Source organism: Streptomyces diacarni (assembly GCF_003323715.1).
GTDB classification, from domain to species: Bacteria; Actinomycetota; Actinomycetes; order Streptomycetales; family Streptomycetaceae; genus Streptomyces; species Streptomyces diacarni.
Genome location: NZ_QOIN01000048.1, coordinates 504,717 through 521,971, shown reverse-complemented (window position 1 = coordinate 521,971; position 17,255 = coordinate 504,717). Strand labels below are relative to the sequence as shown.

The following is a 17,255-nucleotide window of genomic DNA, read 5'->3' as shown; positions in this document are numbered from 1 at the left end:
GTTGGTCCTCCCGTCACTGAGGGTTGTCAGCGAGTGATCGTGCCGCCCGGGCGCAGTGGGCGAGCGCCTGGCGGGCGTACGCCGGTGAGGCTCCCGCGAGCCCGCACGTGGGGGTGACCACGACGGATTCGGCGAGCAGGCCCGGGGACAGCCCGAGCCTGCGCCACAACGACCTGACACCCCCGACGCTACCGGCAGGGTCTGACAATGCCCGCCCGTCGCCCTCGGTGGCGGGTACGACACCCGCGAACAGGGTCACGCCGTCCTCGACGGCCTCCCCGATCACCTCGTCGTCACGCTCGGTCAGGAGCGAGAAGTCGAGCGAGATGCCGTCGGCGCCGGCCCGGCGCAGCAGTCCCACCGGCACCCCCGCCGCGCACGAGTGCACGACCGTCGGCCCGTCGTGCACCGCGAGCAGTTCACGCAAGGTCGATTCGACCACCGCCCGGTCCACCGCCGGGTGGGTGCGGTAGCCGCTGGCCGTGCGCACCCGGCCGGTCAGTACGGCGGTGAGTGAGGGCTCGTCGAGCTGGAGCACCGGGACGGCACCCGGCACCCGGCGCCGCACGTCGGCCAGGTGCCCCGCCAGCCCCTCGGCCAGCGAGGCCGCCAGGTCGCGGACCGCGCCGGGGTCGCCCAGCATCGCCTCCCCGTTGCGCCGCTCGACGCCCGCCGCCAGCGTCCAGGGGCCGACGACGGAGACCTTCAGACCGCGCGGCCGCCCGGCCTCCCCGAGTCCCTGGGTGAACTCCTCGATCGCGTCCAGGTCCTCGCCCAGCCAGGCGCGGGCGCGGCGGGTGTCACGCCCCGGCCGGTCGCTGATCCGCCAGCCGCTGGGTTCGAGGTGCACGTACATCTCGGCCAGCAGGCCCGTGGTGCGGCCCAGCATGTCGGCCCCGGGGCCGCGCGCGGGCAGTTCCGGGAGGTGGGGCAGGTGCTCCGGCGCCTCGAAGGACCCGGTGACGGCTTTGGCCGCCTCCCGCGCGTCGGTGCCGGGCATGGACCCGATACCGGTCGCCGCCGCGGGGCCCCAGACGGTTGTCGGCTGCGTGTCGTTCATCGCGTCAGCCACCGGGCTTGACGCTCAGGTCGGTGACCTCGGCGCCGCGCGGCAGGTCCAGGGCCGTCAGGATCGTGGTGGCGACCGCCTCGGCCGGGATCCACCTGGAGGGGTCGTAACTCTTGCCCTCCTGGCGGTGCACCTTCTCCTGCATCGGCGTGGCCGTGCGCCCCGGATGGACGGAAGTGACCCGCACCCCGTTGCCGGCCTCCTCGCCGCGCAGCGCGTCGGCGAGCGCCTTGAGGCCGTGCTTGCTGGCGGCGTACGCGCCCCACTCGGGGTTGGCCCGCAGGCCCGCGCCGGAGTTGACGAAGACGACGTGGCCGCGTGCGCTGCGCAGCTGCGGCAGCAGCAGCCGGGTCAGCTCGGCCGGCGCGACCAGGTTGGCGGCCAGCGTGGCGTTCCACAGCTTGGGGCCGAAGTCGCCGATGGCGCCGAGCTCGACGACGCCGGCGACGTGCAGCAGCGAGTCGACGTCCTCGGGGAGCGTCTGGTGCTCGAACGCCCAGGAGAGCCGCTCAGGTTCCCCCAGGTCGCCCACCAGCGTGTGCGCGCCCTCGAACTCCCGGGCGAGCTCCTTGGCGCGCCCCGCGTCGCGGGCCAGCAGATAGAGGGTGTCACCGCGCTCCAGCAGTGCGCGCGCCACCGCGGCGCCGATACCCGACCCGGCCCCTGTGATCACATGTGTTGCCATGCCCCCATGATCCCGCACCGGGGGCGGGCCGGCGGGCCCGGGAGGCGGCGCGGCCCGGCGCGGGTCACGCCGCGAAGATCGACTCCAGTTTGTCGTACTCCTCCAGGCACCTGCCCGTCCCCAGGGCGACGCAGCCGAGCGGCTCGTCCGCCACGGTCACCGGCATGCCCGTCTCCGCCGCCAGCCGCTGGTCGAACCCGTGCAGCAGCGCCCCGCCGCCGGTCAGGACGACGCCGCGTTCCATGATGTCGCCGTACAGCTCCGGCGGGCACTCCTCGAACGCCGCCTGCACGGCCTCCACGATGGAGCGGACCGGACGTTCGACGGCCGCGGCGATCTCCTCGGGCGTCAGGTGGATGACCTTGGGCATGCCGGTGCCCTTGTCCCGGCCGCGCACGGGCACGAAGTCGGCGCTGCCGTACGACATCTTGATCTCCTCGGCGGTGCGCTCGCCCACGGCGATCGCGAACTCCCGCTCGATGTAGGAGGCGATGGCCGCGTCCAGCGCGTCGCCCGCCACCCGCGCCGAACGGGAGACGACCATCCCGCCCAGCGAGATGATGGCGATCTCCGTGCTGCCGCCGCCGATGTCGACGACCATCGAACCGCGCGCCTCGTGCACGGGCAGCCCGGCGCCGATCGCCGCCGCTATGGGCTCCTCGATCAGCCGGACCGAGCGGGCGCCTGCCCGGCTGGCGGTCTGCAGCACGGCGCGCCGCTCGACACCGGTGACGCCGCTGGGCACGCACACCACCACCCGCGGCGACCTGCCGCGCCCGCCACGGCCCTGCGAGTCGCGGGCGGCGCGGATGAAGTGCCGCAGCATCCCCTCGGTGGCCTCGAAGTCGGTGATCACCCCGCCCTTGAGGGGGCGGGTCGCGGTGATCGAGCCGGGGGTGCGGCCGACCGCCTGCCGCGCCCGGGCGCCGACGGCCAGCACCTTCCCGGTGTGCGTGTCGATCGCCACCACGGACGGCTCGTCCAGGACGACGCCGCGACCGCGCTCGAAAACCAGGGTGTTGGCCGTGCCGAGGTCTATGCCGATGTCGCGGCCGCGAAACCCCGAAGAGCCTGCGGAGGGAGCTGACTGGGTGCGCTTAGCCATGTGTACTCGCCATGTCGGGTGCGGTGTTGTACGAGTCGCGCCGTGTCTGTGCGGTGTCGTACGGGATCGTGCCGCGTAGTACGCGTAGTCGCCACATTGTGGTGCTGACAGCCGCAGCATACCCAAGTGTCCCCTTTGCTGGGGCGGGTGGGGTCCCTGTCCCGTGCAGAAATCTGGAATCGGAAAGACGCTGGTCGGAGCGCGTTTTCTGGCAAATCACACGGGTGTTCCTTCGAGTTGGTGGCATAGATCCCCGGCCGGTGGATAGCTATGCACCGGAGACCACGCGCGGTTCACCGAGCCCAAGTACTGGTGTGTCCTCGGCGACCGCGCCTTGGGCCACCGTCTCTTCTACTGGAGGTTTCGTCATTTCCGCGCGACCGGCTCAGGAATTCGGAGACAACCCCGTAGAGGTTCGGGAAACCGGACACTACACAGAGGAATACGTGCCCAGCTTCGTCGAGAAGTGGGATTCGCTCATCGACTGGGAGAAGCGAGCGGAGAGCGAGGGAAATTTCTTCATCGACCTTCTGCGCAAGCGCGGGGTCAAAAGCGTTCTGGACGTCGCAACAGGCACCGGATTCCATTCCGTCCGGCTGCTGGAGGCCGGATTCGAGGCCGTGAGCGCCGACGGCAGTGCCGATATGCTCGCGATGGCGTTCGAGAACGGAATGAAGAACGGCGACCACATCCTGCGGGTCGTCCAGGCCGACTGGCGTTGGCTCAACCGGGACGTTCACGGTGAGTACGACGCCATCGTGTGCCTCGGGAACTCCTTCACGCACCTCTTCTCGGAGCGGGATCGGCGCAAGGCGCTGGCCGAGTTCTACGCGATGCTGAAGCACGACGGAATCCTCATCCTGGACCAGCGCAACTATGACGCGATCCTGGACCGCGGTTATTCCAGCAAGCACACGTACTACTACTGCGGCGAAGACGTCGCGGTGGAACCCGAGTACATGGACGAGGGCCTGTGCCGCATGCGGTACAGGTTCCCCGACAAATCCGTGTACCACCTCAACATGTTCCCGCTCCGCAAGGACTACACGCGGCGCCTCATGTCGGACGTCGGGTTCCAACGCATCGAGACGTACGGCGACTTCCAGCACACGTACAGGGAGGAACAACCCGACTTCTTCGTGCACGTCGCGGAGAAGGAATACCGAATGGAGGACCAGGGCGAAGGGGCTTACGGGGGCGCCGTGAGTACGGCGCGGAGTTATTACAACTCCCCCGACGCGGACGCTTTCTATTCCTCCGTGTGGGGCGGCGAGGACATTCACGTCGGCGTGTACGCGCACCCCGCGGAGCCCATCGCGGACGCCAGCCGCCGCACCGTCGAGCGGATGGCGTCGGGACTGGGCCTGACCGAGGGATCCCGCGTGCTCGACCTCGGCTCCGGCTTCGGCGGTTCGGCCCGCTACCTCGCCGAGACCTTCGGCTGCTCGGTACAGGCCCTCAACCTCAGCGAGGTCGAGAACGAACGCCACCGGCAACTGAACGCCAAACGCGGCCTCACAGGCCGCGTCGAGGTCGTCGACGGGTCCTTCGAGAGCGTGCCGTTCCCCGACTCCAGCGTGGACGTGGTCTGGTCCCAGGACGCGTTCCTGCACAGCGGGAACCGCCTGCGCGTGCTGGAGGAGATACGGCGGGTGCTCAGGCCCGGAGGGCGGCTCGTCTTCACCGACCCGATGGCCGCCGACGGCACCGACCTGAGCGCCCTCCAGCCCATCCTGGACCGCATCCACCTCGACGACATGGGCTCACCCGGCTTCTACACCCGCGAGCTGATCCGGCTCGGCTTCGTCCCGAGCGAGCACGAGGACTCCCCCGGCGGGTACGAGGACCTGCGCGCGCAGCTCGTCACCCACTACGGGCGCGTGCTGGAGGAGACCGAGCGGCAGGAGGCCGAGGGGCTCGGAGCGAAGGTCAGCTCCGACTACCTCACCCAGATGAAGAAGGGCCTCACCCACTGGGTCGACGGCGGTGAGGGGCGCCGCCTGACCTGGGGCATCTTCCGCTTCACCCTCTCCGAGGGCTGAGGCGCCCCGGAGCGCTGAGACACAGCGCGCTGCCCGAGCCGCGGTACCGCGGCTCGGGCAGCGGTTCTAGGCTGGAGGCCATGACCTCCTCCGCGCCCTCGGCCGCCGTGCCCTCCCCCATGAACATCTGCGTCTTCTGCTCGGCCGCCGAGCTGGACAGCGTCTACACCGACGCGGCCCGCGAGTTCGCCTCGCTGATCGGCAAGCGCGGCCACAGCCTCGTGTGGGGCGGCTCGGACTCCGGCCTGATGAAGGTCGTGGCCGACGGCGTCCAGGAGGCGGGCGGCCGGCTCATCGGCATCTCGGTGGAGTTCCTGCGCGACGTGGCGCGCCCCGGCGCCGACGAGATGGTCGTCACCGAGGACCTCGCCGCGCGCAAGGCCCTCATGCTGGACCGCGCCGACGCCGTCGTCGTCATGGTGGGCGGCACCGGCACGCTGGACGAGGCGACCGAGATCCTGGAGCTGCGCAAGCACGGCATGCACGCCAAGCCGGTCGTCTTCTTGAACACCGCCGGCTTCTACGACGGCCTGCGGCAGCAGATGGCCCGCATGGAGGCCGAGGGCTTCCTCCCGATCCCGCTGAGCGACCTGGTCACCTTCGCCGACGACGGCCTCCAGGCACTCCAGCTCCTCGGGGCCTGAGCGGCCCCCTTGGGCGTGCGCGGGGCCCTCGCGGCGTGAGCGGGGCCCCTCGGCGCCTCGGAGCGGACCTCCGGTGCCCGAGCGGACACCTCGGAGCGGGGCTCCGGTGATCGAGCGCGCGGACGTCAGGCGGCCGGGACCGCCCGGCGCGTGCGCTCGATCGTGGCGGAGCCGACCACGCGGGTGCCGTCGTACAGCACGATCGCCTGGCCCGGGGCCACCCCCCGCTCGGGCGAGGAGAAGCGGACCCGCAGCTCGCCGTCCACGAACTCCGCCTCGACGGGCGTCTCGGCGCCGTGCGCGCGCAGCTGCGCGGTGTAGCCCCTGGGCCCGTCGGCCGGGGGCTCGCCGCACCAGCGGGGGCGCACCGCGGTCAGCTCGGCGATGTCGAGCGAGGCGGCGGGGCCGACCGTGACCGAGTTGTCGACCGGGGAGATGTCCAGCACGTACCGCGGCTTGCCGTCCGGGGCCGGGTGGCCCAGGCGCAGCCCCTTGCGCTGGCCGATCGTGAAGCCGTACGCGCCCTCGTGCGTGCCCAGCTTGGCTCCGGACTCGTCGACGATGTCGCCCTCGGCCGTGCCGAGCCGGGAGGCGAGGAAGCCCTGGGTGTCGCCGTCGGCGATGAAGCAGATGTCGTGGCTGTCCGGCTTCTTGGCGACGGCCAGGCCGCGCCGCTCGGCCTCGGCGCGGATCTCGTCCTTGGTGGTGAGGGTGTCGCCCAGGGGGAACAGGGCGTGGGCGAGCTGCCGCTCGTCCAGCACGCCGAGCACATAGCTCTGGTCCTTGGCCGCGTCACTCGCACGGTGCAGTTCCCGGCGCCCGTCCTCGTGCGTCACCACGGTGGCGTAGTGGCCCGTACACACCGCGTCGAACCCCAGCGCGAGCGCCTTGTCCAGTAGCGCGGCGAACTTGATCTTCTCGTTGCAGCGCAGGCAGGGATTGGGCGTACGGCCCGCCTCGTACTCCGCGACGAAGTCCTCCACCACGTCCTCGCGGAAGCGCTCGGCCAGATCCCACACGTAGAAGGGGATGCCGATGACGTCGGCGGCACGGCGCGCGTCGTGGGAGTCCTCGACGGTGCAGCAGCCGCGCGCGCCCGTGCGGAACGACTTAGGGTTGGCGGACAGAGCCAGATGCACGCCCGTGACCTCGTGTCCGGCCTCGGCGGCGCGGGCCGCCGCGACAGCGGAGTCGACACCGCCGGACATCGCGGCCAGCACACGCAGCGGACGCGCGGAGGCTGTCCCCCGCGAGGATGCAATAGTCATAGCGCCCTCCAGGGTAGACGGAACCACCCGGTGGCCCGAACGCGTTGGTGAACACATGGGACAGGCGGCTGACGACGGACGAGAACCCGGATCCGGGCAGGGGCCCGACGCCGGGAGCGCCCCCGCGGGCGGCAGCCCGGACGCCGGGACGAACGCCGGGGTGGGCAACGGGGCGGGCAGGCCGGTGGACGGCACGACGGACGGCAGGACGGACGACGGGGTCCACGACGGGGCGGGCGATTCGGTGGGCGGCGGCGCGGACAGCGGTCCGAAGGGCGGACGGGGTCCCGGCGGGCAGCGGCCGCGGGGCGTGGGCCGGCGCAGGTTCCTGATCGCCGGTACCGCCACCGTCGGCCTCGGCGTGCTGGGCGTGGCCACCCAGCAGGAGCTCAAGCGCTGGTGGTGGCGGATGCCGGGCAACAGCACGCCCCGGATGGAGGGCCAGGTCGACGACTCCCGCGCCCGGTGGGTGGCCGCCGCCGACGCGAACCTGCGGCGCGGGGACCGGCCCGCCGACTACGGGATCGACCGGGTGATCGTCCACGTCACCCAGGGCAGCGCGGCGGCTGCCGTGAAGGTCTTCCGGAACCCGGAGCACCGGGCCGCGGCGCACTACATCGTCTGCCAGGACGGGCAGATCATACAGATGATCCGCGAACTGGACGTGGCCTTCCACGCGGCGAACAGGCAGTACAACGAGCGCAGCATCGGGATCGAGCACGAGGGCTGGGTCGACAAGCCGCAGGACTTCACAGACGAGATGTACCGCTCCTCCGCCAAGCTGACGGCGGGCATCTGCACCCGCTACAAGTTCCCCGCCGACCGCGAACACGTCATCGGCCACAACGAGGTGCCAGGAGCCGACCACACGGACCCGGGCCGCCACTGGGACTGGGACAAGTACATGCGGATGGTCCGGGCCCAGATGAAGGTGGAGAGCACCCTCAAAAAGCGGTGACGGCAGGCGCCGTCCGCTGCCCCCTGGCCGCGGCTTGCCGCCCCCTGGCCGAGGCCCCCTGCCCCCGGCCCGCGGTCAGCTCAGGCCCGCGCTCCGGGCCCGCGCGACGACCGGTCCGATCGCCTCGGCCAGCGCTTCCACGTCCGCCTTGGTCGAGGTGTGCCCCAGCGAGAAGCGCAGGGTGCCCCGGGCCGACTCCGGGTCCGTACCGGTGGCCAGCAGCACATGGCTGGGCTGCGCCACACCCGCCGTACAGGCGGAACCCGTCGAGCACTCGATCCCCTGCGCGTCGAGGAGCAGCAGCAGCGAGTCGCCCTCGCACCCGGGGAAGGAGAAGTGGGCGTTGGCGGGCAGCCGCCCCGCCGGATCGGGGTCCCCGTTGAGCACCGCGTCGGGAACGGCGTCCCGCACGCCCGCCACCAGCGCGTCCCGCAGCGCGCCCACCTCGGCGACGAACGCCTCCCGCCGCTCGGAGGACAGGCGGGCGGCCGTCGCGAACGCGGCGACCGCCGGGGTGTCCAGAGTGCCGGAGCGCACCTGCCTCTCCTGGCCTCCGCCGTGCAGCAACGGCACCGGCGCGTACGCGCGGCGCAGCAGCAGCGCGCCCACCCCGTAGGGACCGCCGATCTTGTGCCCGGTGACCGCCATCGCGGCCAGCCCAGAAGCTTCGAAGGAGACGTCCAGCTGACCGAACGCCTGCACGGCGTCGGAGTGCAACGGGACCTCGAACTGAGCCGCGACGTCCGCGAGCGCCCGTACGTCCGTGACGGTGCCGATCTCGTTGTTCGCCCACATCACGGTGGCCAGCGCGACATCGGAAGGGTCCCGCTCGATGGCCTCGCGCAGCGCCTGCGGACGCACCCTCCCGTACGAGTCGACCGGCAGCCACTCCAGACGGGCCCCCTCGTGCTCGGCCAGCCACTCGACAGCGTCGAGCACCGCGTGGTGCTCGGCGGGACTTGCCAGCACCCGGGTACGCCGGGCGTCCTCGCCCCGACGCGCCCAGTAGAGCCCCTTCACGGCCAGGTTGTCCGCCTCCGTGCCGCCCGCGGTGAAGACGACCTCACTGGGCCTGGCGCCGAGGGACGCGGCCAGGGACTCCCGCGACTCCTCCACCGTGCGCCGCGCCCGCCGCCCGGCTCCGTGCAGAGAGGACGCGTTACCGACGACCGTGAGCTGCTCGGTCATCGTCCGCGCCGCTTCCGGCCACATGGGAGTGGTGGCGGCGTGGTCGAGATAGGCGGGGTGGACGGTGTCAGCCATGGTGATCCGATTCTACGGGCCGCCGCGGGGCGCACGACCGGCGCGTGGAAGCGGAGCGCGGCCGGCCTGCGGGGGCCCGGCCGCGCAGGCGCGCGGGGCGCAGGCGCGCGGCGGGTCGCGGGCCGTTCGGACTTCGCGGGCCGTTCGGACTTCGCGGGCCGTCCAGGGTTCAGCTGTCGGCAACCGTGCGCGCGGTCGCCCTCGTCGTTGGCGCCGTCGTCGCGGTCGCGGTCGCGGTCACGGTCGGTGTGATCAGTTCGCGGTGCGACTCCTGGAGCCCGTCAGGCAGGGCGTCGGGCGAGAACCACCGCGCCTCGAGGATCTCCATCGGATCGATCCGGAGGGACCCCCCGACGTACACGGCCTCGTACGCCACCTCGACACGGAGCCGGTAGCCGCTCCTCAGCCTCACGAGCGCCCCGGTACGCACGTCCAGACCGGTCTCCTCCCGTACTTCGCGCACCACGGTCTGCGCGAACTCCTCACCCCTGGCCGCGCACCCGGTCGGCAGCCCCCAGGGCCTCTCCCGCGACCACAGCCGGTGCCGCAGCAACAGCACCCGCCCCTCCTCGTCCCGCACCACGCCGGTCACCCCGACCGTGAACTTCGCGTGCGCGAGCCACAGCAGACGCCACTGCCACGACCCCCGCAGACGATGCCAAGCGCGGGCGGCCAACTGCCTCATCCCCGGTCTCCCGTCAGCGGTGGATGCCAAGGGCACGATCCTCCACCCGCACGGCCCGCGACGCCAACGAAACGCCAACGGGCCGCCGCTGTCGCGCACGTGTCGTGCCGAACCGGGTCCGCGAGCCCCGCACCGGCTCTACGCTCTGAGGGGAGGTGTCCACGGTGAGTGACGACCAACGGCGGCGCGGTCCGTCCGGCGGCATCGGCCTGGCCCGGTGAGGCAGCCGATGAGCTGCCCGGGCCCGCACCAGCTGTGCCGCGGCTGCGGAGGGACCGGAACCGTACACGGAAGCGCCGTCTACGTCTCCGACCACGGCGCGGGCGAGAGCGTGGCCGCACCCCACGGCTGCCGGCACTGCCGAGACCGCGGCTTCGCCTGCCAGGCCACCACCCCCTGCGACGGCGAACACCACGCCGACACCCCCCTCATCCGCCTCGACCGCCGCCCACCGGCGTAGCCGCCCCACGCTGCGCACACCAACTGGTGCCTCAGCCCTTCCGCCCTGCCCCCTCGGGCCACACCACGACCACGTCCACGCCCGCGGCCCGGGCCTGTTCCACGGTGTCGGCGGTGCCGCCACCCTTACCGGAAGGCGGCCGCCCGTCCCACACGGCCACCAGTCGGTCAGCTCGACGCAGCAACTCGCTGTTCGCGGCCTCGTATGCCGCCCGGTTCGCAGTCCCATGTGGCATAACCACCACCTCGCGTGCCGCCTGGCACAGACGATCGAAGGTGGACGCGTGGTCCGGCTTGACCTTCGCTTCCCGGTAGTCGCTGCTCGGCAGCACCACCACCAAACGGCCGCCCACCGCCAGAACGGCCTCGGCGAACACGCTGTCCGCGCCCTTCGCGATGCACGAGACCCCGACCAGTTCTTCTGGGTTCTCCAGAGCGAGAAGCTGCTCCAGCTCGGCGCGGACCAAAGGTACGGTCTCGTCTGCGAGATCCATGTGCCCGGTCACCGCGAGAGTCGTCATGACGTGCTCTTTCGTCAGTTGGCCAACAGTTCACGGAGCCGATCACGTACGTCACGGACCCCTCGCGCTGTGCTCTGGCCGACCGTACAGGAGTACAGGCCTCCCAGTTGCTCTCGCACCCGTGCTGACGTGGTATCCCCGGCAGCCTCCATCGCGTGACGCGTCTCCTCGGCCGCGCTGCGTACGTCTCCCGTGAGGAAATGACACTCGGCCAGCCCGATGCGGTCGAGGGCGTAGCTACGAGCCGCCTCCGGTCCGCGCCGTGCGAGAGCCGGACGGATGTGTTCCGCAGCCTTATCCGCGTGCCGGTGGTCCTGGCGAGCGAGATCGAGTAGCCGACCGCCAGTGACACCGGCCAACTCGGCCTCGCCGAAGTAGGCGATCCAGTACGGCTCATCATCTCCCACCGCGTCGGCCAGTGCCTCGCGGGCCTGGTCGGTTGCACGACGGAAGGCCGCAGCGCGTCCCAGCGCGGCGAGCGCCCATGCCTCGCGGGTGTGCAGCATGGCGCGCACTCGGGGCCCCGCGACCCGGCGTGAGCCTTCCTGCGCGAGGCGGACGAGTTCCAGAGCGTCGTGCGCCTTCTGGTGGTACAGCATCTGCCGAGCCATGCCCGCCAGCACGTTGGCTCCGAAGACCACATCGTCGCCCGCGTGCGCGCTGCGCAGCGCGAGTCGGTAGTAATCCTGTGCCCTGCGCTGGTACCCCGAGTCCCAGGCCATCGTCGCAGCCGTCCCGGCCAGGTGAGCCATGACGCTGTACAGGCGGCTCTCCACGGCATTGGTCTGGTTCTCGTCCAGCGCAGCAGCGACCTCGGCCAGCTGTCCGAGGACGGCTTTGCGACGTAGACCACCACCATGCTGGTGGTCCCAGCTGCGGAACGCCTGTGCCGTCTGCTCCAACTGCTGTACGTCGCGGGAACCGAGGCGTCCGACACGGCCGGACCGAGCGACTGCCGCGGCAGGCTGAAGCCAGGGTTCCAGCGGGTCGAGTAGGGCGGTGCCGGTGACTGCGGCTGCGGCTGCCGCGAGCGCGCGCGATGCGCCGCGACGGTCCAACACGAGATCGCTCCTTGTCAGAGTGCCAGCCAAGGTGACCGTTGCGTCCGGCCGCCACGGTACGTCCTCCGCGGCCGGGCATTCGCCCAGCCTCTCGGCCGGCGCGGGGGCGGGTTGGTTGCTTTCCCACGGGCGGGGGGCGAGCCCCAGCATGCTTCCGGGAATCCGGAGCCCGTCCGCGATGCGGCGGACCACCTCCATGGAAGTGACCTGGTGCTGCCCCCTGATGATCATTGAGACCTTGCCGGGGGTGAGCTGGCAGGCGGAGGCGATCCGGTTCTGGGAGAGGCCGCACCATTTCTTGATCAAAGCGAAGACGGCGGCGAAGTCGTGCTCTTGCAGGGCTCTACGCACGTCGTTCCGTGACAGGAAGTCGGCAGACAGCGGCCCGGAGGCGGTGGCATCCATATGAGCCAACTTTCGAAGTCTTCCTCGCGTGGAAAGTCTCTCGCTGGCCTGGCAACGAGCGCGTTACCGAGCCGGTAACTCCCCACGGTTATACCGACGTTGCCTGCGCCGTTCGAGGCTTGTGGTGAACCTGCTCCCCCATGACGAGGACCGGCCATGACGCGTGAACCAGCCCCGGATCGAGGTGCTTATGTGACGGACGACGCCACTGAGCAGGCCGTGCCGCACGAACCCGCGTGGGTCGGCCGAGTCCAAGCCGTCCTCGACGAAAAGACCGTGCGTCTCGTCACCCCGCGCGGCACCGAGTGGACCGCCCACGTAGACGACTTGAGCGAGGCCTCAGCCGCGCAGCGGGCCGCCTACGACGCGGCGGTGCCGCACCGGGCGGGGGTGCGGGCGTGAGCGTGATGACGATCCGCGTCTCCCGCGATGCCGGCCGCACCTGGACACGGCGCCGCACCCACCGCGACACCGACCCGCCCGCCGCGGGCGGCTTCCCGCCGTGCGAGTGCCCGCGCTGCCGGAAGGGGCCGCGTCGTGCCTCGTGACCTCACCTCCGCGTTCAGCCGCGGTCGCAAGGGCTCCTACGGCACCTGCCGCAGCTGCGGGAAGCCGATCCGGCTGACCGCCAGCGAGAACGAGGACGGCACCCTCGTGATCCGCGCCCGCTGCTGCCCCCGCCCGGAGAAGACACAGTGACCGCTCCGTGCCGGTACTGCCAGCAGCTCGCCGGCATGCTCCGACTGGCCGAGAACCGGGACGAGACGGAGAACGCGCGCGTGCTGACCAGCGTGCTGCTCAAGCACCGGCAGGAGAAGCACGGGCACGAACGTCGGCTGAGGTGCGTCGACAACAGCCTCCGCTGACCGCCCGACTCCCGTCCCGGCTGGGCCGTCGGTCGCGCCACCGACGAGCGCCGACCCCCGTGGGCACCACAGCCCGGCCGGGGCGGGCCCATCCCCACGACCACCCGCGCAAGGAGGTGACGAACGTGAGCGACGAGAACGACGGCCAGGAGCCCGAGCAGCCGCAGGAGGACCACCCCGGCGACGGCTGCGCCCCCTGCGGCACCACCACAGGCCGGTGCCGCAGCCGGGACCACCACGGCCTCATGTGAGACCCCGCCCCAGGTGACCACCGCGCACCGGGATCGCAACCAACGCTCGCCGGCCATCGGGAGCGAGGCCACCCGACCCATCGAGACAGGAGAGGCACAGGTCAGTACAGCACGAGGTAGCCGCCCCGGCCGAGACCGGAGCACGCCACCTCATCAGCGAACCGGAGTTCGGGGCCGTCACCCAGACGGTGATAACCAACAACCCCGGCATGAGCCAGGTCGTGGCCGAGCGGATCGTGGCCGAGGCTCTGGCGTTCGTGGCCGCCTGCACTCAGCCCACCAGCCGCGGCCTGCGCCCGTCCCGCACCGTCGATGAGGGCTGGCACGCCCTCATCCTCCACACCCGCGGGTACGAGGGACTGTGCGGGCGCCTGGGACGGTTCATCCACCATGTCCCCGAGCCGCCCCGCCCCGGCCGGCACCACCCCGGGGGCGGCCTCAACTAGGTAGCGATCCCGGTACTGTCCGTATCGGACGGACCCGTGAAGCGACAAGGAGGGGCGAGGGATGGGCGAGGACAGCGCACCGCGCGAATCGGTGGCGGCCGGCTACGAGGACGTGGCCAGCTACTTCCGGCAGCACCAGCAGCAGGAAGGCCATCAGGCCCGCCGCGCACGCACCTCGTTCGGCGCCCCGGCCTTCCTCGTCCCCTCCGGCGACGGCAGCCGCCGCGTCACCTGCTGCCGCTGCATGCACGGCTGACCACCCGCGCCCCCGGGCCGTCCGCGTCCCCCGTCGCAGGCGGCCAAGGCCACGCGTCCCGCACGAGGTCGGCGAGCGTCACGTCGCGCGCGGCAGCGATGAGCGCGGCAGCGATGAGCGCCACCCAGTCGAGCCGCGCAGAACGGGTACCTAATCTCGGTGCGGTAGATCGTTTACCGCCGAGAGCCCGGTGGGCTCGGCCAGCGCCCTCCTGGGTCAGGCCGCGTTCCCCGCGCAGGCGCCCGATGGTGCGGCCGGCTCGGCACCGAGCGCTCGGCACCGAGCGCGGAGAAGTCGCTCGAAGGCTCCCTTCCCGCCCTGCGGAAAGGGAGCCGCCATCAGCCCTCCTGTGTCTCAGGCGCGGTTTTCCGCCTGGAACATCCAGTGTTCCTTTTCCAGGTCGCCGGTCAGGGAGATGAAGACGTCCTCGGTGACCGGGTCGGCCTCGCCGACGGCCTTCATGCGTTCGCGGGACTTGGCGATGACGGTGCCGAGGGCGTCGACCATGATGCGGACCGCGTCGTTGTCGGGGAGCCAGCCCTCGGGGACGGTGGCGAGGGCGCTGCCCTGGGCGACGGTGGCGGAGCGGCCGTCGGGGCTGATGCCGAGCGCCGAGGCGCGCTCGGCGACGGTGTCGGAGTACTGGCGGGCGGTGTCGACGACCTCGTCGAGCTGGAGGTGGATGGAGCGGAAGCGGGGGCCGACCACGTTCCAGTGGATCTGTTTGGCGACGAGGGAGAGGTCGATGAGGTCCAGCAGCGTGCCGCGCAGTGCCTCGGCGACGGTCTTGAGGTCCTGCTCCGGAAGCGTGCTCTTGACTGTGTAGGTCACTTTGCGTCGCTTTCTCTCCGAGAGTGGCGTTTCCGCACACCGTAAGCACTCGTGCGGCGCGCACGAAGCACTCGCGGCCGGAAGGGGCGCCGGTGACCGCTGGTGGCGGGCTTGGGTGCCCCCGTCGGCCTACGAGGGTGCATCCGGCGGCCTACGCGGGTGCCCCGCCCGCCCACGGGCCCCGCCCGCCTACGCGCGGGCGAGCTGGCGGGACTGGGCCACCAGGCGGTCGGCGGTGTCCCACACCTCCACGTCCTCCTCCAGGAAGCCGCCCGCGAGGTTGCGGGTGGTGACGGCGACGCGGAGCGGGCCTGGTGCGGGGCGGGCACGGACGTGGACGGTGAGTTCGACGGTGGGCAGCCAGCCGGTCAGGCCCAGCTCGAATCCGGTGGGCGGCAGCGCGTCGACGGTCATCAGCAGCGAGAGCGGGTCGGGGTCGCGGCCGTCCGCGAGGGCGAGCCACGCCCGCATCTCGCCGCGCATGCTGGGCGCCCCGAGTGCCCAGCCGCAGGTCTGCGGGTCGAGCCGCAGGTCGAGCCTGTGCCCCATCTCGGGGACGGCGGCGGCGCCGTCCGGGTGGTCCGTGGAGCGGAAGCACTGTTCGCGGGGCGGTATGGCGGGCGGGCCGGCGCTGGTGCGGATGTCGTCCGTCAGTGCGTCGAGGTCGCCGTAGGTGGCCAGCACGCGGATGCGTTCGACCTCGGTGCCGCGCTCGTCCGTCTGGAAGAGGCCGGCGGAGGCCGTGGAGACGGTGCGGCCGCTGCGGGCGACGTCGGTGCGGATGGTGGCGGGCCCGGCGGCCGTGGCGGTCAGGTAGTGGGCGGTGATGGTGAAGGGGTCCGGGTGCGGGAGCGCTTGGCGCAGCGCCCGGCCGAGGACGGCCAGCAGGTAGCCGCCGTTGAGGGCCTTGCCTATCGCCCAGCCCGGCGCCAGGTGCGTCTGGTGGACGCCGGGCTCGCGGGTGCTGACCACGGTGTCGCGGTCGAACTCGCTGGTGGTGGGGGTGGGGGGCGCCGGTTGTGGTGCAGTGGTGGCCTGGGAAGGAGCGTCGGACATGGTGGCACCGTACACCGCCTTGTTACTGGTGGGTAGGTGCGCCTGGGGTCGGCGATGTGGGGGTGTGACCGAGCTACGCGCACAGGGGCAACGGGATGATCTCGAAGCCCTGATGCGCCCGGATCTACGTGCGGCGACGTGCGGCGGGGTCTCGTTCGGCGACGTGCCGGGTGACGGAGTCGACGCCGGGCCCTGCGTATCGCTCCAGGGAGCGGACGGAGGCGTGGCGGGAGCGGGCCGCTGCCGCTGCGGCTGCCGCAGTAAACCCGGCATGTACTGCGGCACCACCCTGGCGAGCCGTCAGGCGTGTCGACGGTCCGACAGCGGGATCGCTGCTACCGCTGATCGCTGTACCGTCGGCCTGGAGCCCGGTCCAGCCCTCAGCGTCACCCTGCGCCGCGTGTCCGTTCGTCACGGCTGTGCGAGAACGGGGCCTGCCTGGCGGCCTCCGGGTCGGCGGACCGCGTGTCTCCCGTCTCCACGCGGAAGGGGTATGTCCCGGCTGCGGTGAACGCGTCCTGGATCGGCCTGATGAGCGAGGTGAGGCGACGGACGCCGGCGTCGCCGATCGGCGTCCACAGCGCCGCGCAGTGCTAGTCGGTCTCGACCTCGATCTGCTCGCGCGCCGCGATGCCGGCATCGGTAGCGGTGCCGTCGGCGTCGAGCCAGCCGCGTGCGACGAGGCGTGTGGTTGCCGCGGCCACCTCCTCGTCGTCCCACAGCCGGGTGGCACGCGCGATGGCTTCCGGGAAGTGACCTGTCGCGGTTTGCAGCACGTTGCAGTCACACGGCCCGAGGCCGCCCGCTGCGAGCACGGTGATATGCGCGTCGCCGCGCCACTCGCGCAGCACCGTGATGTGCTGCCACAGCGCGACGAGCGGATCGTCCGGGAGGGGGACCGAGGCGTTGGCGGCGGCCATCGTCTTCCCTGCGTGGTCGGCGCTCGCGACGACCGGGTCGATCAGCGATCGTGCCTCGGCGATCTGGTCGGCGGTGAGGCTCACGCCGACGCGCCGCATCGCACGGTCGACGGCTGCGAAACGAGCGGCCTGCCACTCCTGTGGCGACGCTGTGTCCCAGACGCCTGCCATGGCCCGCACCGACCGCGGGCTGAAGTTGTAGAAGGCCGCGAGCGTGACCTGCCATGGGACTGCGCCCATGGGGGCTGACCGGAGCGCGAAGTAGGCCGGTGCGTACTCGGTCACGCCCAGCTTGGCGGCCTCTTCCGGTGCCTCGGGGATGAAGTAGACGAACAGGTGGGTCGCGTTGACGGTGAGGCTGACCTCGCGAACGGCGTTCAGGTCCGTGTCGGCGCGAGCGAAGGTGTTGGCGAGATGCATCGGGGTGGTCTCCCGGCAAGTGGAATGGTCAAGGTCGTTCTTGG

The 17,255-nt window shown here is 71.7% G+C and carries 20 protein-coding genes and 1 pseudogene; 10 read left to right on the top strand and 11 right to left on the bottom strand.

The window, feature by feature from the left end:
* Positions 1 to 13: 13 nt before the first annotated feature.
* The 3 genes from DTL70_RS24220 to mreB form a co-directional block, all read right to left on the bottom strand.
* Complete coding sequence (locus tag DTL70_RS24220; RefSeq protein WP_114024068.1) at positions 14 to 1,060, bottom strand: methionine synthase; 1,047 nt, start codon at positions 1,058 to 1,060, stop codon at positions 14 to 16.
* A 4-nt stretch (positions 1,061 to 1,064) separates the two neighbouring features.
* The gene (locus DTL70_RS24215) at positions 1,065 to 1,754 is read right to left on the bottom strand and encodes an SDR family oxidoreductase (RefSeq protein ID WP_114024067.1); all 690 of its coding nucleotides are present in this window, start codon (positions 1,752 to 1,754) and stop codon (positions 1,065 to 1,067) included.
* 64 nt (positions 1,755 to 1,818) lie between these two features.
* Positions 1,819 to 2,859 carry a rod shape-determining protein gene (gene mreB, locus DTL70_RS24210; protein ID WP_114024066.1) on the bottom strand — a complete coding sequence of 347 codons (1,041 nt, stop codon included), beginning with the start codon at positions 2,857 to 2,859 and terminating at the stop codon, positions 1,819 to 1,821.
* A gap of 314 nt (positions 2,860 to 3,173) precedes the next feature.
* Here mreB and DTL70_RS24205 point away from each other — a divergent pair, with 314 nt between their 5' ends.
* Entirely contained in the window at positions 3,174 to 4,901 is a 1,728-nt protein-coding gene (locus DTL70_RS24205) for a glycine/sarcosine N-methyltransferase (protein WP_435846236.1), read from the top strand.
* Positions 4,902 to 5,020: 119 nt separating this feature from the next.
* Complete coding sequence (locus DTL70_RS24200) at positions 5,021 to 5,545, top strand: LOG family protein (RefSeq protein ID WP_114024287.1); 525 nt, start codon at positions 5,021 to 5,023, stop codon at positions 5,543 to 5,545.
* 125 nt (positions 5,546 to 5,670) lie between these two features.
* On the opposite strand, the gene mnmA is transcribed toward DTL70_RS24200, so the two are convergent.
* Positions 5,671 to 6,813 (bottom strand): tRNA 2-thiouridine(34) synthase MnmA, encoded by a 1,143-nt coding sequence (gene mnmA / locus DTL70_RS24195; protein WP_114024065.1) that lies wholly within the window; start codon positions 6,811 to 6,813, stop codon positions 5,671 to 5,673.
* A 244-nt stretch (positions 6,814 to 7,057) separates the two neighbouring features.
* Between mnmA and DTL70_RS24190 the strand changes: the two genes are divergently transcribed.
* A complete protein-coding gene (locus DTL70_RS24190) occupies positions 7,058 to 7,771 on the top strand; it encodes an N-acetylmuramoyl-L-alanine amidase (protein WP_245979658.1) in 714 nt (237 codons plus the stop codon).
* 75 nt (positions 7,772 to 7,846) lie between these two features.
* Here DTL70_RS24190 and DTL70_RS24185 read toward each other — a convergent pair whose 3' ends face one another.
* Both DTL70_RS24185 and DTL70_RS24180 read right to left on the bottom strand, forming a co-directional pair.
* Positions 7,847 to 9,034, bottom strand: coding sequence for a cysteine desulfurase family protein (locus tag DTL70_RS24185; RefSeq protein WP_114024063.1), 1,188 nt, complete (start codon positions 9,032 to 9,034; stop codon positions 7,847 to 7,849).
* A 169-nt stretch (positions 9,035 to 9,203) separates the two neighbouring features.
* Positions 9,204 to 9,719, bottom strand: a complete 516-nt coding sequence (locus DTL70_RS24180; protein WP_114024062.1) for an NUDIX domain-containing protein — start codon at positions 9,717 to 9,719, stop codon at positions 9,204 to 9,206.
* A 229-nt stretch (positions 9,720 to 9,948) separates the two neighbouring features.
* Here DTL70_RS24180 and DTL70_RS24175 point away from each other — a divergent pair, with 229 nt between their 5' ends.
* Entirely contained in the window at positions 9,949 to 10,179 is a 231-nt protein-coding gene (locus DTL70_RS24175) for a hypothetical protein (protein WP_114024061.1), read from the top strand.
* A gap of 31 nt (positions 10,180 to 10,210) precedes the next feature.
* Here DTL70_RS24175 and DTL70_RS24170 read toward each other — a convergent pair whose 3' ends face one another.
* Both DTL70_RS24170 and DTL70_RS24165 read right to left on the bottom strand, forming a co-directional pair.
* On the bottom strand, positions 10,211 to 10,699 hold the full coding sequence (locus tag DTL70_RS24170) for a hypothetical protein (protein WP_114024060.1): 489 nt from the start codon (positions 10,697 to 10,699) through the stop codon (positions 10,211 to 10,213).
* Positions 10,700 to 10,713: 14 nt separating this feature from the next.
* Complete coding sequence (locus DTL70_RS24165) at positions 10,714 to 12,165, bottom strand: helix-turn-helix domain-containing protein (protein ID WP_114024059.1); 1,452 nt, start codon at positions 12,163 to 12,165, stop codon at positions 10,714 to 10,716.
* A gap of 156 nt (positions 12,166 to 12,321) precedes the next feature.
* Between DTL70_RS24165 and DTL70_RS24160 the strand changes: the two genes are divergently transcribed.
* From DTL70_RS24160 to DTL70_RS24145, 6 genes are all read left to right on the top strand, one after another.
* Positions 12,322 to 12,567, top strand: coding sequence for a hypothetical protein (locus DTL70_RS24160; protein ID WP_114024058.1), 246 nt, complete (start codon positions 12,322 to 12,324; stop codon positions 12,565 to 12,567).
* Positions 12,568 to 12,702: 135 nt separating this feature from the next.
* Complete coding sequence (locus DTL70_RS33695) at positions 12,703 to 12,864, top strand: hypothetical protein (protein WP_181861059.1); 162 nt, start codon at positions 12,703 to 12,705, stop codon at positions 12,862 to 12,864.
* Positions 12,861 to 13,031, top strand: coding sequence for a hypothetical protein (locus DTL70_RS33690; protein ID WP_181861058.1), 171 nt, complete (start codon positions 12,861 to 12,863; stop codon positions 13,029 to 13,031). The genes DTL70_RS33695 and DTL70_RS33690 overlap by 4 nt, the downstream gene beginning before the upstream one ends.
* A gap of 125 nt (positions 13,032 to 13,156) precedes the next feature.
* The gene (locus DTL70_RS34820) at positions 13,157 to 13,282 is read left to right on the top strand and encodes a hypothetical protein (protein WP_281278720.1); all 126 of its coding nucleotides are present in this window, start codon (positions 13,157 to 13,159) and stop codon (positions 13,280 to 13,282) included.
* A gap of 209 nt (positions 13,283 to 13,491) precedes the next feature.
* The gene (locus tag DTL70_RS24150; protein ID WP_114024056.1) at positions 13,492 to 13,728 is read left to right on the top strand and encodes a glycine-rich domain-containing protein; all 237 of its coding nucleotides are present in this window, start codon (positions 13,492 to 13,494) and stop codon (positions 13,726 to 13,728) included.
* Between the two features lie 61 nt (positions 13,729 to 13,789).
* Positions 13,790 to 13,984, top strand: a complete 195-nt coding sequence (locus tag DTL70_RS24145) for a hypothetical protein (RefSeq protein ID WP_114024055.1) — start codon at positions 13,790 to 13,792, stop codon at positions 13,982 to 13,984.
* Between the two features lie 354 nt (positions 13,985 to 14,338).
* Here the strand turns inward: DTL70_RS24145 and DTL70_RS24140 are convergent, their stop codons facing one another.
* From DTL70_RS24140 to DTL70_RS24130, 3 genes and pseudogenes are all read right to left on the bottom strand, one after another.
* Positions 14,339 to 14,815, bottom strand: a complete 477-nt coding sequence (locus tag DTL70_RS24140; RefSeq protein WP_114024054.1) for a Dps family protein — start codon at positions 14,813 to 14,815, stop codon at positions 14,339 to 14,341.
* 189 nt (positions 14,816 to 15,004) lie between these two features.
* Positions 15,005 to 15,871: a thioesterase family protein gene (locus DTL70_RS24135; RefSeq protein ID WP_114024053.1), complete on the bottom strand. Its 867-nt coding sequence runs from the start codon at positions 15,869 to 15,871 to the stop codon at positions 15,005 to 15,007.
* A 386-nt stretch (positions 15,872 to 16,257) separates the two neighbouring features.
* Positions 16,258 to 17,211 (bottom strand): annotated as a pseudogene (locus tag DTL70_RS24130) (SCO6745 family protein).
* Positions 17,212 to 17,255: the final 44 nt, after the last annotated feature.

Bases quoted from the DNA above. Each gene is read 5' to 3' on its own strand.
- DTL70_RS24220 (WP_114024068.1), bottom strand. From the start codon at position 1,060: ATGAACGACACGCAGCCGACAACCGTCTGGGGCCCCGCGGCGGCGACC.
- DTL70_RS24215 (WP_114024067.1), bottom strand. From the start codon at position 1,754: ATGGCAACACATGTGATCACAGGGGCCGGGTCGGGTATCGGCGCCGCG.
- mreB (WP_114024066.1), bottom strand. From the start codon at position 2,859: ATGGCTAAGCGCACCCAGTCAGCTCCCTCCGCAGGCTCTTCGGGGTTT.
- DTL70_RS24200 (WP_114024287.1), top strand. From the start codon at position 5,021: ATGAACATCTGCGTCTTCTGCTCGGCCGCCGAGCTGGACAGCGTCTAC.
- mnmA (WP_114024065.1), bottom strand. From the start codon at position 6,813: ATGACTATTGCATCCTCGCGGGGGACAGCCTCCGCGCGTCCGCTGCGT.
- DTL70_RS24185 (WP_114024063.1), bottom strand. From the start codon at position 9,034: ATGGCTGACACCGTCCACCCCGCCTATCTCGACCACGCCGCCACCACT.
- DTL70_RS24180 (WP_114024062.1), bottom strand. From the start codon at position 9,719: ATGAGGCAGTTGGCCGCCCGCGCTTGGCATCGTCTGCGGGGGTCGTGG.
- DTL70_RS24175 (WP_114024061.1), top strand. From the start codon at position 9,949: ATGAGCTGCCCGGGCCCGCACCAGCTGTGCCGCGGCTGCGGAGGGACC.
- DTL70_RS24170 (WP_114024060.1), bottom strand. From the start codon at position 10,699: ATGACGACTCTCGCGGTGACCGGGCACATGGATCTCGCAGACGAGACC.
- DTL70_RS24165 (WP_114024059.1), bottom strand. From the start codon at position 12,165: ATGGATGCCACCGCCTCCGGGCCGCTGTCTGCCGACTTCCTGTCACGG.
- DTL70_RS24160 (WP_114024058.1), top strand. From the start codon at position 12,322: ATGACGCGTGAACCAGCCCCGGATCGAGGTGCTTATGTGACGGACGAC.
- DTL70_RS24150 (WP_114024056.1), top strand. From the start codon at position 13,492: ATGAGCCAGGTCGTGGCCGAGCGGATCGTGGCCGAGGCTCTGGCGTTC.
- DTL70_RS24145 (WP_114024055.1), top strand. From the start codon at position 13,790: ATGGGCGAGGACAGCGCACCGCGCGAATCGGTGGCGGCCGGCTACGAG.
- DTL70_RS24135 (WP_114024053.1), bottom strand. From the start codon at position 15,871: ATGTCCGACGCTCCTTCCCAGGCCACCACTGCACCACAACCGGCGCCC.